The organism is Bradyrhizobium sp. (genome assembly GCF_017881085.1).
Taxonomy (GTDB): domain Bacteria; phylum Pseudomonadota; class Alphaproteobacteria; order Rhizobiales; family Xanthobacteraceae; genus Bradyrhizobium.
In genome coordinates this window covers 16,270-32,359 of sequence record NZ_JADGRI010000014.1, presented here as the reverse complement: position 1 = coordinate 32,359, position 16,090 = coordinate 16,270, and the positions used below count along the sequence as shown (strand labels likewise).

At 64.3% G+C, this 16,090-nt stretch carries 12 protein-coding genes; 1 reads left to right on the top strand and 11 read right to left on the bottom strand.

Going from position 1 to position 16,090, the window contains the following annotated elements:
• Positions 1 to 305: 305 nt before the first annotated feature.
• From QZ213_RS02860 to QZ213_RS02815, 10 genes are all read right to left on the bottom strand, one after another.
• Positions 306 to 3,275 carry a bifunctional [glutamine synthetase] adenylyltransferase/[glutamine synthetase]-adenylyl-L-tyrosine phosphorylase gene (locus QZ213_RS02860; protein WP_291684535.1) on the bottom strand — a complete coding sequence of 990 codons (2,970 nt, stop codon included), beginning with the start codon at positions 3,273 to 3,275 and terminating at the stop codon, positions 306 to 308.
• Complete coding sequence (locus tag QZ213_RS02855; RefSeq protein ID WP_291684534.1) at positions 3,272 to 4,732, bottom strand: ATP-binding protein; 1,461 nt, start codon at positions 4,730 to 4,732, stop codon at positions 3,272 to 3,274. Before QZ213_RS02855 ends, QZ213_RS02860 begins: the two co-directional genes overlap by 4 nt.
• Positions 4,716 to 5,396: a response regulator transcription factor gene (locus QZ213_RS02850; RefSeq protein ID WP_291684533.1), complete on the bottom strand. Its 681-nt coding sequence runs from the start codon at positions 5,394 to 5,396 to the stop codon at positions 4,716 to 4,718. The genes QZ213_RS02855 and QZ213_RS02850 overlap by 17 nt, the downstream gene beginning before the upstream one ends.
• Positions 5,397 to 5,662: 266 nt before the next feature.
• A complete protein-coding gene (locus tag QZ213_RS02845) occupies positions 5,663 to 7,252 on the bottom strand; it encodes a Do family serine endopeptidase (RefSeq protein WP_291684532.1) in 1,590 nt (529 codons plus the stop codon).
• A 218-nt stretch (positions 7,253 to 7,470) separates the two neighbouring features.
• On the bottom strand, positions 7,471 to 8,814 hold the full coding sequence (locus QZ213_RS02840) for a HAMP domain-containing methyl-accepting chemotaxis protein (protein ID WP_291684531.1): 1,344 nt from the start codon (positions 8,812 to 8,814) through the stop codon (positions 7,471 to 7,473).
• Positions 8,815 to 9,126: 312 nt separating this feature from the next.
• A complete protein-coding gene (ccmI, locus tag QZ213_RS02835) occupies positions 9,127 to 10,236 on the bottom strand; it encodes a c-type cytochrome biogenesis protein CcmI (RefSeq protein WP_291684530.1) in 1,110 nt (369 codons plus the stop codon).
• Positions 10,237 to 10,406: 170 nt separating this feature from the next.
• Positions 10,407 to 10,676 (bottom strand): hypothetical protein, encoded by a 270-nt coding sequence (locus tag QZ213_RS02830; protein WP_291684529.1) that lies wholly within the window; start codon positions 10,674 to 10,676, stop codon positions 10,407 to 10,409.
• Between the two features lie 101 nt (positions 10,677 to 10,777).
• The gene (locus tag QZ213_RS02825) at positions 10,778 to 12,217 is read right to left on the bottom strand and encodes a hypothetical protein (protein WP_291684528.1); all 1,440 of its coding nucleotides are present in this window, start codon (positions 12,215 to 12,217) and stop codon (positions 10,778 to 10,780) included.
• Between the two features lie 134 nt (positions 12,218 to 12,351).
• The gene (locus QZ213_RS02820; protein WP_291684527.1) at positions 12,352 to 13,728 is read right to left on the bottom strand and encodes a sensor histidine kinase; all 1,377 of its coding nucleotides are present in this window, start codon (positions 13,726 to 13,728) and stop codon (positions 12,352 to 12,354) included.
• Positions 13,729 to 13,857: 129 nt separating this feature from the next.
• The gene (locus tag QZ213_RS02815; RefSeq protein WP_291684526.1) at positions 13,858 to 14,529 is read right to left on the bottom strand and encodes a response regulator transcription factor; all 672 of its coding nucleotides are present in this window, start codon (positions 14,527 to 14,529) and stop codon (positions 13,858 to 13,860) included.
• A 325-nt stretch (positions 14,530 to 14,854) separates the two neighbouring features.
• Here QZ213_RS02815 and QZ213_RS02810 point away from each other — a divergent pair, with 325 nt between their 5' ends.
• Complete coding sequence (locus QZ213_RS02810; protein ID WP_365884966.1) at positions 14,855 to 15,226, top strand: VanZ family protein; 372 nt, start codon at positions 14,855 to 14,857, stop codon at positions 15,224 to 15,226.
• A 218-nt stretch (positions 15,227 to 15,444) separates the two neighbouring features.
• Here the strand turns inward: QZ213_RS02810 and QZ213_RS02805 are convergent, their stop codons facing one another.
• Positions 15,445 to 15,867 carry a hypothetical protein gene (locus QZ213_RS02805; protein WP_291684525.1) on the bottom strand — a complete coding sequence of 141 codons (423 nt, stop codon included), beginning with the start codon at positions 15,865 to 15,867 and terminating at the stop codon, positions 15,445 to 15,447.
• Positions 15,868 to 16,090 lie beyond the last annotated feature (223 nt).

Sequence of the window (16,090 nt, the reverse complement as noted above, 5' to 3'; positions counted from 1 at the left end):
GCCGATGACGGTGACAAAAAAGCCCGATCGCCGAGGAGAGCGCGAAGGAAGCCGTTAAAACCATTGCGTGCGGGGATGCCGGGTGATTTCCGGTGCGACCGCTGTGAATACTCGTGTGCATTCTGCACTACCACTTCGCACACGAGGCTGCGGGTGCACTGGGCACCCGGCATTCCCCACGCCCTCTTTGGGGCGGAAGATTTATCAAGGCCTCGGGCGCATCGCGTCGCGAGAGCTACACGCATGTCTGGAGGCCATCAACGCGACTGTCGAAACGTCATTGCGACAAAGCCCATGGACCGGAGCTACGCCACCCTGCCCTCGACAATTTCGAAAAACACCCGCCTCACCTCGCCTTGCGTTTCCCTGACCCGCGCCTGCAGCGAGGAAAAATCCGGGGCGTCGCCGGCGCGTGCCATTACGCGCAGCAGGTCGTCGCCCGCGTTTTCCGGCTTGAACCGTTCACTGACGCAGAGCCGCAGGATTTGCGTCAGGTCGTGATAGAGATGCGCCGCCGCACGCAGGATTTCCGCCGAAGATGGCGGCAGCACGCCCAGCCGCGCGGCGTTGTCGAGCACCTGCCGCGTCGAGACGTCGAGAATGTCGGGCATGGCGGCGGCATGCGCGAGCTGCAGATACTGCGCGATGAAATCGATGTCGACCAGGCCGCCGGCCGCATATTTCAGGTCCCAGACATCGTCCTCGCCCTTCTCCAGCGCAATGGCGCGGCGCATCTCCGCGACATCGTTGGCGACACCGGCCGTGTCGCGCGGCCGCGTCAGCACGTCGCGGATGACCTTCTCGATGCGCGCGCGGAACTCGGGCGGCCCCGAAATCACCCGCGCGCGGGTCAGCGCCATGTGTTCCCAGGTCCAGGCCTCCCGCTCCTGGTATTCGGCGAACGATACGATGTGGGACGCCACCGGGCCTGCCCGGCCCGAGGGCCGCAGCCGCATATCGACATCGTAGAGTACGCCGTAGTTCGTCCGCGTCGTGAAGGCGCTGATCAGCCGCTGGGTGAAGCGTGCGAAATAATGCGCCCCGTGCAGCGGACGCGGGCCGTCGGAATCCGGCTGCTCGGGATCGAAATCATAGAGCAGGATCAAATCGAGATCGGACGACGCGGTCATCTCGCGGCTGCCCAGCCGGCCCATCGCGACGATCGCGGTCTGCTGACCCCTGATGCGGCCGTGCTGAGCCGCAAAGCGATCGGTGACCAGGCCATGCACGGTGTGGACAATGCCCTCGGCGACGTCGGCGAAGGCGACGCTGGCCTGCTGGGCGGAGACCGTGCCCGACAGGATGCGCGTGCCGATCAGGAACAGGCTTTCCTGGCCGAACAGCCGCAACCGGTCGAGGAACTCCTCGTAGGAATTGGCATCCGCCAATGTCGCCGCCAGCCGCGAGGAAAGTTCGCGCTGGTCCGGCATCGCGCCGAAGAAGCGCGGATCGATCAGCCCGTCCATGATCTGCGGCTGCCGCGCCAGCATGTCGCCGAGCCGGGGTGCGGCGCCGAGGATCAGCGCCACCAGCGCGACGAGATCGCGGTTCTGGCTGAGCAGCGAGATCAGCCGCCCGCCGCGCTGCAGCGCCTGCAGGAAGCGGTCGAACGCCGTCACCGCGCTGTCGGGCTCCTCGGCATGCGCCAGGCCGTCGATCAGCGCGGGCACGAACTCGACAAAGGCATTGTGCGTCGATTCCGTCCTGAACACGCGGTAGTCGCCGAGCATCCATTGCCGCACCGTCTCCGCCACCATCAGCGGTTTCTTGAAGCCGAGTGTCGCCAGGTATTCGAGCAGGCGCGGATCGTCCGGGCCGGCGCGGTAATCCACCGCCGGCAATTTCTCGGTGCCGGCCGGATCGCCCTCGAACAGCTTTTCGTAATGCCCCTGCACGACGTTGAGATGGCCGAGCAGGTCTTTTGCGAACGCCGCGCGGCTGTCGTAACCGAAGAAGCAGGCAAAACGCTCCACGGCCTCGATCTCGTCAGGCAGGCTGTGGGTCTGCTCGTCGGCAATCATCTGCAGCCGGTGTTCGACCCGGCGCAGGAATTCGTACGCCGCGGTCAATTCATCGCGCGCGGCGAAGGTGATCCAGTTGCTCGAAGCCAGGACCTTCAGCGCCTCGAGGGTCGGCCGCACCCGCAATTCCGGATGCCGGCCACCCGCGATCAATTGCTGGGTTTGCGCGAAGAACTCGATCTCGCGGATGCCGCCGCGCCCGACCTTGACATTGTGGCCCTCGACCGCGACCTCGCTTTGCCCGCGGTAGGTCTGCATCTGCCGCTTCATGTCGTGCACGTCGGCAAGGGCCGCGAAATCCAGATGCTTGCGCCAGACGAACGGGGCGATATCCGCAAGCAGCGCCTCGCCGGCTTTGGCGTCGCCGGCGCAGGGCCGCGCCTTGATCATGGCCGCGCGTTCCCAGGTCCGCCCTTCCCGCTCGTAATAATGCAGTGCCGATTCGGTCGAGATCGCCACCTGCGTCGAGGACGGATCCGGCCGCAGCCGCAGATCGACGCGGAAAACATAGCCATCGCCGGTGCGCTGCTGCACGAGCCGCGCCATGCCCTGGGTGACGCGCACGAAAAACGGCGCCGGCTCGATATCAGGCGCGAGCGTCGGCGCGGCCGGATCGAAAAACACGATCAGGTCGATGTCGCTGGAGTAGTTCAGCTCGCCCGCGCCCATCTTTCCCATCGCGAGCACGACCAGGCCGCTGTTGTCCTCGGGCGTATCGACGTTGGGCGGCGACAGCCGCCCGCGTGCGGCTTCCTGCCGGAGCACAAAGCGCAGCGCCGTCTGCACCGAGGCGACCGCGATATCCGTCAGCGCCGCCGTCACCTGCATCACCGGCCAGACGCCGCCGATGTCGGCGAGCGCAATCAACAGCGCGGCTTCCGATTTCATGCGCCGGAGCAGATGCATCACGTCGGCTTCGCCCGCCGCGGTCGACACCTCGCGGCAGGTTCTTTCGATCAGGGCGGCCAGATGCCGCTGCGGCTCGCATTCGAGCAGCCGGACCAACCGCGCGGCGTCAGCACGTGTCAGATCGAAAAGGTAGGGAGAAGCTTCCGCGATGCCCCGCAGAATCGTCCTGGCGAGGGGAAATCGGGTGAGGAGACCATCAATGTCAGCCGCCTGCGCCGGCGTCAGGTCGCTGAGCCAGTCTGCCAGTCGCTGCTCGGCACTCTCGGGAGCGGACACATGCGGTCCGCCCACGAACCGCGCGGCCAGACAATGTCGGTCCGCGTCGCCCGTCGCGGATGAGGTCATGCCACCTTCTGTGGCACATCCGGTGTTTGAGCCGCAAGCCTGTCGCTAACCCCTGCCGCCGCCGGTATCGCCAGCGTCGCGGTCAAACCAGGATGAGCATCGCCGAGCCTGAGCTCGCCGCCATGCAGCGTCGCCACCGCCGACGCGAGGCTTAGACCAAGGCCGGAACCGGGCTGGGTGCGGCTCGCCTCGAGCCGTACAAAGCGCTCCACCGCATGCTTGCGGTCGCTTTCGGGAATGCCGGGGCCGTGGTCGGTGACACTAATCAGCACGAAATCGCCCTCGCGCCGGGCCTCGATCAGGATTTCCTTGGCGTCCGCCGCGGCACTCAGCGGCTGTACGACCGGATCCGGCTTGCCGTATTTGATCGCATTCTCGACCAGATTGGCCAGCGCCTGACTGATCAATTCGCGGTTGCCATGAAGCGGCGTCGACGCGGTCCTGACATGCAAGGTCATGCCGTCGTCTTCCGCCAGCGGTTCATAGAGCTCATGAATGCCCTTGGCGACGTCGGCGGCGTCAAAATCGTCCATATTTCCGCGCGCCTGCCCGGACTCGGCGCGCGCGATCATCAATAGCGCGTTGAAGGTTCGGATCAGGCCGTCGGATTCCTCGATGGTCCGTTCCAGGGCGGTACGGTATTCGGCCTCGCTGCCGGATTTCGCCAGCGCCTCCTCGGCGCGGTTGCGCAATCGCGTCAGGGGCGTCTTCAGATCGTGGGCGATATTGTCGGAAACCTCCTTCAGCCCCATCATCAGGGCCTCGATCCGCTCCAGCATGGCATTGAGATTTTCCGCCAGACGATCGAGCTCGTCGCCGCTGCGCCCGACCGGCAGCCGCCCGCTCAGATCGCCGGCCATGATGCGCTGGGTGGTGCCGGTCATGGCATCGATCCGGCGCAACACGCGCCGCGCGACGAAGATGCCGCCGCCAAGGCCCAGCACGACCACGATCAACACCGACCATTGCGCCGCCTTGGCGACGATGCCGAACAGCCGCCGCCGCTCCTCCAGATCGCGCCCGATCAGCAGCCGGAACCCGCCGCCGAGTTCGCTGACCAGCACCAGCGCGCGATGGTCCCCGCTATCCTGGTCATCAAGCCGCCGGTAGGCGGTCTCCGACCATCCGGTGCTCGCCATCACGCCGGGCGCGAGCGAGCCGACATTGCCGGCGATGGCGCGCCCCTGCGGCGTGGCGACGAGGTAGAGGTTGGCGCCCGGCCGCAGCGCCCGGTTCTCAATGTTGAAGACCAGTCCGTGCAGGCCCCGGCGGGTAAAGATATCGGACAACTCGCCGGTTTCCGCATTGACGGTGGTGGCGATCTGTTCGGTGATCAGGCGGCGCGTGTTCCAGGCGAAATACCCGAGCAGCGAAGCGGCAAACAGCGCAAACAAAAACAGGTAGACCAGCGTCAACCGAAACGCGGTGGTTCGGACCAGCTTACCGAATGCCGTCACGGATCATGTATCCAGCCCCGCGGATCGTGTGCAGCAAGGGGCGTTCAAAACCCTTGTCGATCTTGGAGCGCAGCCGCGAAATATGGACGTCGATGACGTTGGTCTGGGGATCGAAATGATAATCCCAGACGTTTTCCAGCAGCATGGTGCGCGTCACCACCTGGCCGGCGTGCTTCATCAGGTATTCCAGGAGACGGAACTCGCGCGGCTGCAGGGTCAATTCGTCCTTGCCGCGCGCCACCCGATGCGAGAGGCGATCGAGTTCGAGATCGCCGACGCGGTAGCTGGTCTCCTCGGCCGGACCGCCATGGCGGCGCGACAACACCTCGACCCGCGCCAGCAATTCGGCGAATGAGTAGGGTTTTGGCAGGTAGTCGTCGCCGCCGGCGCGCAGGCCCTTGATGCGGTCGTCGACCTGTCCGAGCGCGGACAGGATCAGCACCGGCGTCCGATTGCCCTTGTCGCGAAGCGAGCCGATCAATGACAGGCCGTCGCGCTTGGGCAGCATCCGGTCGACCACCAGCACATCGTAATCGCCGGTTTCGGCCAGCGCCAGGCCTTCCTCGCCATCGCCGGCGAGGTCCGCGACGTAGCCGACTTCGCGAAACGCCTTCGCCAGATAGTCGGCGGATTCGCGGTCGTCTTCGATGATCAAGAGGCGCATATTTTGGTCGGTTGCACTCAAGTGGGCTGGCCTTCTATCACCATGGCGCGGTCGGCATACTCATGCAAGGCGACCTGCCGTCTCTCCGCTCGGGGAAAAAGCGGGCGGTGAAGCTGGGGGGACCTCACCGCCCTTTGGACCTTCCGACGGAGGGGGGCGTAATCCACCGGAAGGAACTGGTGGGAGCGGGTTTTTGACCCGCCCCCCGGAAAGAGCCGTCGGCGGGGGCGACTAATGCCGGCGACACCCTCCATCTGGTAAAACGTTCAGCCTTTCGCCAGGGGGACCGCAACGAAGCGCGACGATCCACCGCTCTTGATTCGCATGAGAACGCTGTTCTTGTTGTCGGTTCGCGCGGCGTTGACCGCATCGCGCACGTCACCGGCGCTGGCGACGCTCTTTCCGGCTACCTCGAGAATCACGTCGCCTTCCTTGAAGCCACGTTCCGCCGCCGCACTGCTGGGATCGACCTCGGTCACCACGACACCGTCCTTGCCGGCGCCGGCGACGCTGTTGGCGGGCGCCACCGTCAGGCCGAGCTTCGGCACGTCGGTACCGCGGGTCACGCTGCCCTTGTCGCTGTCGTCGCCGGTGTCGGCCTTGGCTTCCACCGAATTCGGCAACTGGCCGAGGGTGAGGTTGATGGTCTTGTCCTGGCCCTTATGCACCACGTCGAGCTTCACGGCGGCACCGGGCGCGAACCCGCCGATGGTGCGGGCGAGTTCACGGGCATCCTTCACCGTTTCGCCGTTCACCTTGGTGATGACATCGCCGGATTCGATACCGGCCTTGGCGGCCGGTCCGTTGGCCTGCGGTTCCGCCACCAGCGCGCCTTCCGCCTTCTTCAACCCGAGGCTGTCGGCTATGTCAGGCGTGACCGGCTGAATCTGGACGCCGATCCAGCCACGGCTGACCGTGCCCTTGTCCTTGAGCTGCGCAATAACACTCTTCACGGTCGATGCCGGGATCGAGAATGCGATACCGACGCTGCCGCCGGAGGGCGAATAGATCGCGGTGTTGACGCCCATCACCTCGCCGGAGGTGTCGAAGGCCGGGCCACCGGAGTTACCCTTGTTCACGGGCGCGTCGATCTGGATGAAATCGTCGTACGGGCCGTTGCCGATGTCGCGGCCCCTGGCCGAGACGATGCCGGCGGTCACGGTACCGCCGAGGCCGAACGGGTTGCCGACCGCGAGCACCCAGTCGCCGATCCGCGGCTTGCCGTCGGAAAGCTTGGCGAACGGAAAGTTCGAGCCGCCCTCGACCTTGATCAGCGCCAGGTCGGTGCGCGCGTCGGTGCCGATCACCTTGGCCTTGAAGATCTTGCCGTCGTCGGTCGTCACCTCGACCTTGTCGGCACCGTCGACCACATGGTTGTTGGTGACGGCAAAACCGTCGGCCGAGATGAAGAAGCCCGAGCCCTGCCCGGTCACCGCGCCGCGGCCGCGGGGCATGCCGCGCTGGCCCGGAGGCAGCCCATCGGGTCCGCCGAAGCGGCGGAAGAAGCGTTCCATCGGCGAGCCCGGCTGGAACGGCGAGTCGTCGTTGCCGCTATCATCCTTGGCGATCTTTTCGTTGATGTTGACCTTCACCGAAATCACCGACGGCTTCACGCGCTCAACGATGTCGGCAAAACCGACAGGCTTATCGACCTTGCTGACCTCGTTGTTGACCTGCGCATGCGCGGTGCTGCTGAAAATGTCGACCGGGCCATGCGAGGGGTCAAAGCCGTAAACGGCGACGCCGAGGCCGGCGACAACGGAGGCCATCAGCGCGAATTTGCGCGCGGAGAACAGCGGACGGCGGGGCGCCTGAGCAGACCCACGGGACGAAAGATCGGTTGGACGGTCGTTCATTCAAAAATCTCCAGAGCCTGAATCGATGATGCCGCGGGGGGCAAGCAGTTACGGCTCTGAAGATGGGTATTTCCGCCTTACGGCGCGCTGGCGGGGGAATTAAACTTTTGTAATGAAGGGATAAGCAAATGCGGCAGTTTATCGCAGGGCGCCTGGCGGGTTAGGGCCAAGGCGGCCGCGACCGGTTCGCTCGGCCGTCGAATACCGCTGTCGGTCGGTTAGCCGGCCCGGACGCTCATGATGAAGCCGTCCACTTCCCGTTTAAGGGTTTCGGCCTGTTGCGAAAGATCGACCGCCGAATCCCGCGCATCGCCGGCCATGCGGCCGGTTTCGGACGACGTCGAAGTGATCTGGACAATATGATTCGAGACGTCGAGGGTACCCTTGGCTGCAACCTGAACGCTCTTGGAGATGTCCTGCGTCGCGTTTCGCTGCTGCGCCGTATCGACTTCGATGCCGGACATGATCGCGCTGATTTCCGCGATCGTGTTGGATATGTCATCCATCGCCTGCCGCGTCTCGCCGGTGATGCCCTGGATGCTGGCGACGTGCGTGGAAATTTCCTCAGTGGCCTTGCTGGTCTGGTGGGCGAGGTTCTTGACCTCCGACGCGACCACCGCGAACCCCTTGCCGGCCTCGCCGGCGCGCGCCGCCTCGATGGTGGCGTTGAGCGCCAGCAGGTTTGTCTGCGAGGCGATCGCCTGAACCAGTTGCACGACGGCGCCGATCTTCTCGGCGGCCGCCGACAGCGCATGAATGGTGTCGCTGCTCTTGCGGGCCTGGGCAGCCGCTCCTTCGGCGCGCTGCGTGGCATCGGTCACGCGCCGGCTGATGGTGCCGATCGACGTCGTCATCTCCTCCGCCGAACCGGCGACAGTCTGGACGCTGCTGCTGGCCTCGCTTGCAGCGCTGGCGACCGCATTGGCCTTGGCGGTGGTTTCATTGGCGGCCTGCGACAGGGTTTCCGCGTTGCTTTTCAACCGTACGGCCGACGATGCGACGCTGCTGACGACATTGGCGACCAGGCCGTTGAAATCCCGAATCTTGTCGTCGAGATATCGCGAACGCTCGGCCTGTCGCTGCGCTTCCTGCAATTCGTGCTCGGTCAGGCGCTGGCGCTCCATGCCCGTCGTCTTGAAGACTTCGAGCGCGCCGGCAAGCTGGCCGATTTCATTGCCGCGGCCGAGTCCGGGGATCGGGGTCCCGTATTTCTGGTCGGCGACCTCGCGCATGGCGTGCACCATGGCGGCCAGCGGTCCCATGATGCCGTTTCGAACTGCAAAATAGGTGATCAGGCACACGGTGGAGGCAACGACTGCGATCGCAACGCATGCCATCAAGAAATATGAAAACGCCGCCTGGGCCTGCTGATAGATCTGCATAGCATGATCACGCCCCGGACCGCTCAGCGCACCGAAATCCGAGGAGAGACCGGTGATCTCGTTGTTCAAATAAAGGACGGCGACAAATCCCGTACCTCCGCCGACCGCGAGCAGTAGCAGCAGGGCCGCCACGACGCCTCCAATCAGGAAACGGATGGTCAAATTGCTGTTGGAGAACATCGGTTTGCTCGGTGGGAAAGAACTGAGGGCGCGTAGACCTAAACTTTCAGACAAAGGTCAAAATAGCATGAAGGCTGGAGGCCGCGACGGCGCGCCGACGCTTGCGAAAAATCAATTGCAATCGCTGCCCGCGCGGCGCCGCCGACATTGCAATTCAGTCGCATTCGTAGAGTCGCCCCATAGCACTATGGAGCTCAAGCCGGCTTCTGCGGAGATGCCTCGTCCCCCGCCGCGCATGGATGGACGCCGTCATGCGCGGCATTTCGTGCACAAGATGATCCGAAAACCGGTTCACACTTTTCGGTATCATGCTCATCCGTCGAGCCCGAGATCCTTCAGGCCGTCGTTCAGTAGCCGCAGCCGCTCGGCGTCATTGGCGACGGCCTGACGGGCCTCGGCGAGCGCGCCTCTCGCCTTGTCGCGATCGCCGATCACCATGTAGGCGCGTACCAGCCGCAGCCATCCATCGATGTCGTCGCCATTCTGCTTCAATCGCGCGGCAAGACGTTCGACCATGCCGCGGATCATCGCGTCCCGGTCGGTTCCGCTCATCTCCTTTGCCGCCGCCACCGCATCGTCCGACAGCGGAGGCGCGCCAGACTCGTCGACCCGCGCCAAGGCGGCCTGAACCAGCGGGCGCCAGGGCGCATCCGGCGGCGCCTTCGCAAGCATCGCCCGCCAGATCGACGCGGCCTCGGAGCTGCGTCCGTCCTGCTCGGCCGCGAGCCCGAGGAAGTAGTTCGCCTTGGCCGCGCCGGCACTCAACGCGACGGCGCGCTCGAATTCGGCCTTGGCGTCCGCGGTGACGACGCCACCTGCCGCGCCTGCGATGGCTTCGCCGAGATCGGCCCGGCGCTCGGCACTGTCGCCGTTAAAGGTAATCGAATTGCGATAGGCCCGGACCGCTTCGTCATAGCGACCGAGCCTCGCCAGCACAGGCGCAAGTACGCTCCAGCCGCGGCCGTCGGTTGGATCTTTTTCCAGATGCGCTTCGACCTGCGCCACCAAACTGTCGAGGGGCTGCGCGGCCACCGGCGTGCGGTCACGCTGGGCGAGCGGAAAATCGCCGAGTAGCGGCGAGCCGAGCGGAAGATAGATCGCAATCGCCACGATCGGCAGTCCAACCAGCGCGACGACGGCCACCGCACGTCGCCATTTGAGATTCGACGATGCCGGTGGCGGCGGATCGCGCTGTGCATCCGCTGCCGCCAGCAGACGACGGCTGATTTCGATGCGCGCGGCGTCCGCCTCGGAGGATCCGAGCAGGCCGGAGGCAACGTCGCGATCGATTTCAGCGAGCTGATCCCGATAGACGGCCGCCTCGCTGCCGCCGCTGTGCGGCTGGCCGCGACGTCCCAGCGGCCAGAGCACGGCGAAACTCGCCGCTGCCGTCATCAGCGCAAACACAAACCACAACGTCATCCAGCGGGTTCCACTCTGCGCCAGTAACGCAAGCGCCGACGCGCCGCTTTACACCGGTGGCGCCGAGCCCGGCAATTGACAATTCTCAGGTCGCCGATGCGGCCGGCAAGGCCCGAAAACCCGTCAAAAGCGGTGTCCGCCCGTGCAAAGCCCGATGTCTGCCGAAAGTGTCAGCTCACGAAAAAATCGAGGCTTTGCCCGGCAAATTCGCCGTGCCCGTTCAGCGCCTTCAGATAATAGGTTCCCGGTTTGACGGACTCCGGCAGCCTCATCCTTAGCGAGCCGCTGGGCACCGGCGACGAAATCGTGGCCACCGGATCGGGCAATTGCTCCCCGCTCGTCTTGTCGACGAGGACGATCTTGGCCCTGACCATGAGGTTTCGATATGTCGCCGAAATTACGCGGTTTTCATACTCAACGAAATTAATGACTGGGTTCATTTCAAAATCAACAATGATCGGGTTCGGTTCGCACCAAAACGGTACGTTCCCTGCCGGATCGCGTCAATTATAAATTGTATCAAGAGCCTTGCACTATTCTTCTAGCCGGCGCGCGACGGCTTGCGCTCGACCGTCACGGCATTTTCGGCCGCGCGGCTCATCAGGGACGCATAGTCGTGGCCGAACAGGACGTCGCAGAAGCGGATTGCCGCCGCCACCTGCGCCTGCCGATAGGGACGCGACTTGGCGTCGCCGCTTCGCAGCGACTGCACCAGCGCCTCGGTGGACCGCTCGACATATTGCTGCAGGTCCGAATAGGTCCGCAGCGTGACTTCGTTGATGGCAAGCTCGCTGGCATAGTTGCGGCAGACCGCGACGAAATCGATCAATGCGGCGGCTTCGTCGACCTCGGTGGCGTCGACCCTGGCGCCGGCTGGAATGTCCTTGTCGGAGCGCTGCCGCAGGATACGCCGGACCCGGCCGGGCACGCTGTCGATTTCCGATTGCAGCGAGTTGGAAATGTCGGCCCGGATCGAGGTCAGTTGCCGGCCCCAGTTCGATTCGTTGCGCAGATCGAGTTCGGTCCGCAAGCCGCGCACGCCGTCATGGAGGGTCTTGAGCTGCTCGGCGACGTTGTCGAAATGGCCGCGCTTGATATCCATCCGCAAGGTGGACGCGAGGCACGACAGATCGTGCAGCGCGATGGTGACGGCAATTCCGTAAGGGGTCGCGGCAACGCGGATTTCATCGTCGGACGCCGCCATCTTGATGGCGAGGCGGATAATCTGCCACGACGCGCTCAGCCGCTGCATGATCAAGGACAGTGCGAACGGCAGCACCTGCGGAGTTTGCAGCATGGGGACGTTGAGTGCGGCGGTGACCGAGGCGATCTGCGAATCCGCGAAAACCCGCAACTGGCTGGGTAGCTTACCGTTGAGAGCGTCGAGCGCTTCTCGAGCCTGCAGGACGTAGCCGATCGGCAGCAGATCCTCGATGACGTTGGGAGGACCGACACGGGCCAGCGCGCGCTGTTTGTCGCCACCCTGCGACGGCCCGGCAATTTTGAGGATGGCATCCGCCGCGGCGAGCTGCAATTTGCGGACGGAGGCCTCTGCCTCATGGGAACTTCCGGACTGACGCGACCGCTCCAGCGCCGCCTCGTACTCCCGCACCTGTTCAGGCGCGCCGTCGCGGGCCAGCCATTGCCACACCGACAACAGCGACGATCGGCGAACCTGGCCAGGCCGGGTGGAACTGCTCCCGACAATAAATGGATCCAGTGGGCGGTACAGCAACCGCGCGGCTTCTCCGCTGCGCCGCCTGACGGCCTCCTCCCGATCTTCTGCGTCCACCTCCGGTTTTGGTGCGGCGGGCTCCGGGACTCGTACCACCCAGCGCAATTGTTCGAGCACGAAGGTCGCGACCGTGGTGTCCTCGCCGCGCTCGAGGGCGCGCTCGAACTCCCGCATCAGCAGCGCCTGCGATTGCGGCGGAAGCTGCGCGAGATAATCCCTCAGCCGCTCGATCGATGTCTGGCTCATGCGCCCGGTAGGAATGCGTGGGTCAGCGGACGGCAAAACCATCCGCGGGTCATCATAAAAGCGCCGGCGTTAAGAAGTCGTTTAGGAACAATCCGGCAGGTCCGTCCGGGCTGCCCAAGGATCGGCGAGCCCGTTCAAACGCCCGGCAGCACCAGTTCCGCCCGCAGCCCCCCGATCGGCGCGCTGCCGAGCGTCAGGCTCCCGCCATAGAGGGCTGCGAGATCGACCACGATCGATAGTCCAAGCCCGGAACCGGGCTTGGACTCGTCCAGCCGCTGGCCGCGGCGCGAGACCTGGGCGCGCTCCGCCTCCGACAGCCCGCGCCCGTCATCGTCGACGACGATCCGCAAGCTCGGGCCGACACCGGGCTCGGCCGGCTGCTCCACCAGCACCTCGATGAACACCTGCGACGCCGCCCATTTGCAGGCGTTGTCGACCAGGTTGCCGGCCATCTCCTCGAGATCCTGCCGTTCACCACGGAACTTCGCCCGCGGGTCGGCATCGACCGTGATGGCGATGCCGCGGTCGCGATGGATCTTCTCCATGGTCCGGCGCAGCGCCTCGATCGCCGGCGCGACTTCGGTGACCGTACCAATGATGGTGAGCCGCGCCGCGATGCGCGCGCGCTCCAGATGATGCGCAACCTGGTCGCGCATCACGTCCGCCTGCTCCAGAATCTTGTTCGCGAACGGATCGGCGCCGTGCGCGGCGGCCTCGTTGACGATGACAGACAGCGGCGTCTTGATGGCGTGGGCAAGATTCCCGACATGGGTGCGCGCGCGCTCGACGATTTCGCGGTTGGCGTCGATCAGCGCGTTGGTCTCGCGCGCCAGCGGCGCGATCTCGACGGGAAATTCGCCCTCCAGCCGCTCGGCGCGGCCGGACCGCACATCGGCGATCGATTCCGAAATGCGCTTCAAGGGCGCAAGGCCGAAGCGCACCTGGAAGATCGTGGTCAGCACCAGCACGATCGTCAGCGCGGCGAAGGTGCCGCCGAGGTAATAATCGAAGGTACGTGTTTCGTCGAAGATCTCGCTGGCGTCGCCGGCGACGCTGACCAGGAACTTGCCGTCGGCGCCGAGATCGACCGGCCGTTCCACCATCCTCAGGTTCTGGCCCTCGGGACCCTCGACATAGCCGAGGCGAATGCCGGCCGCGGTCAGGTCGGCGCCCTGTTCTTCGAGCTTCGGCAGCTTCTTGTCCCACAGCGAGCGCGAGGCGCGCATCTCGGGCTTTTCGGAGTCGGTACGGGTGATCTGCCAGTACCAGCCGGACAGCGGCAGTTCGAACAGCGGTTCGCCGAGTGACTGGAACGGGTGGTCGGGCGGCTCGTCGGGCGTCGCGACTTCCGCGATCAGGGTGCGCAGATAGAGGTTGAGCCGGCGGTCGAAGGCGCGCTCGGTGGCGCCTCGGTAAACCGACGACAGCACGATGCCGGTGATAAGCAGGATCACCACTACCCAGGCGGTCGCGGATAGAAACAGCCGGGTGGCGAGCGAACTGGCGCGCATCAGAGCATGATCCTAGTACGCATGTCCTCGGGCGAAGGCCCGATGGATGGATGCCGCTGGCCTGATGAGATCATGCCCGCACAAAAGAGCAAGAAGGCCGCCCGATCAACACCCTTGATCGGCTGCTGATCAGCTTGGGGGCGACGGTGGCGTCAGCAGGTAGCCGAGCCCCCGCACCGTCTGGATGATGTCAACATCGAGCTTCTTGCGGATGCGCCCGACGAACACCTCGATGGTGTTGGAGTCGCGGTCGAAGTCCTGATCGTAGAGATGCTCGACCAGTTCGGTGCGCGACACCACGCGCCCGCTATGGTGCATGAGATAGGCCAGCAGGCGGTACTCGTGCGAGGTCATCTTGATAGGATTGCCGGATACGCTGACCCGGCCGGTGCGGGTGTCCAGCGAGACCGGCCCGCAGGTCAGCTCGGACTGGGCGTGGCCGGTGGAGCGGCGCAACAGCGCGCGAATCCGGGCCAGGACTTCCTCGAGATGAAACGGTTTGGCGACGTAGTCGTCGGCGCCGGCGTCGAAACCCTGCACCTTGTCGCTCCAGCGGTCGCGCGCGGTAAGGATCAGGACCGGCATGGTGCGCCCGTTCCGGCGCCATGCCTCCAGCACCGAAATGCCGTCCATCTTGGGCAGGCCGATATCGAGCACCACCGCGTCGTAGGGCTCGCTGTCGCCGAGATAGTGCCCTTCCTCGCCGTCGAAGGCGCGGTCGACCACGTAGCCGGCGTCGCTCAGCGCCGTGGTGAGCTGACGATTGAGATCGGGATCATCTTCAACGACGAGCAGGCGCACGCTGGCCTCCGCATGTGAGCTCCACGAATTCCACCTTCAAGTTGAGCCTTGCGGGCGTGAACGGGCCATGAACGGGGCACAAACGCAATGTTACTTTTTCGTCATGAGCATATTTGCCCCCGTCTCCGGGTACCCCGCACCGCGCCTTACACGCCTACCATGCCGGATCGGAAGCCCCAAATGGCCGCACCGGCATGCCCGCGACTCGGTTCGAGGCCACGGAGCCACCGCATTCGGGCGAGCACCCCCGAGGTTAACGATCTTCAACCAATCACTCCCTAGAGCCACTTTACGCGACGTCGAACAGGTTGAGATCAGAAGCTTTGTGGCCTATCTACCGGCGATGGTTCAAAGGATCTCCACTATTGCAGGCTGGCTTGCTCTCGCCTTCATCGCATACGCGACGTTGTCTCCAATCGATGACCGTCCGGTCATCGCAGGCGCGCAGTTAGAACATTTCGCCGCATTTGCCGTTGTCGGGTTGGCGTTCGGTCTGGCCAACCCCAGGCGCGTTCTTCTGGTTGCGGCCATCATATTGATCAGCGCATTTGGGCTGGAGGCTCTGCAGCTGCTGACTCCCGACCGTCATGCCCGCCTGCTCGATGCGCTGGTCAAAGCGGCGGGCGGCATGTGCGGTATCGGCATCGGTCAGCTGGCAGAGATCGTGTTGCAGACCCAAGTCAGGCGCTCCGGCTAACCTATGATTTTCCGTCGCGCGACGAAGGCCACGTTCAGCCCCGACCAAGTGCCAGCACGATGATCTCGGTCAAGGCGCAGTGAGCTTGCACGGGTTCCACACTGATTGTTGTTTGTTAAAGATAAGCTTGGCCGACGACGCTACATAAGCGAGCTCGATGCCGTGACGGAAGTGGGACCGCAGCTGAATTGAGAAGACGTAACGGATATTTCGTCCGTTTAGATTTGGTTGTTCGGTGCAGTTGGCTTGTAGTCCGGAAACCTGCTCAGCGTTGCTGCCTTCAGGAACTTGAAATGCGTGATCGTGGTGGCGAGTTCCGTGAGGCGGCGCTGGCCATTTGAAATCTCGGCGCTGAACAAGTCTTGATGGTGGCTATCGAGCGGTTCGCGCTCCAAATATTCGTCAGTACCATCTCCTAACGTGACGGCGGCGCGCGCCAGCACGTCTTCGACCCGCCGTTTGAGCCCTGACTGTTCCTGCTCAGCGGCATGGAGTGCGTTTTCGATGACCTCCAGAATGGAGTTGACGCGCGACCTGTCGGTCTCGGCGTCGCGGTCGGCGGAGCGGGCCTTAAACTCATGACCGCGAAGGAAGGGCTTGAAATAATTATGGGCGCGCGCCCGCAGAAAAAGCTGAAACATCGGGTATGTCCGGTCCAAGCCGCAGCCATCGGCGCAATCTTGCTCAGGTCACTCCAACTTAGTTAACAAAGGTTAAATTTCCGAGACCGATCCGCGGCGATTTCAACCATCAACTGGTTCTTAGGCCCGGTTATGCTCGCTGTAGAGCTCCAACCAGGCGCTGCTCCCGGCAGCCGACGATTATTCGTCAATTGCCACGGGAGATGGCGGCAGAATGACCTGA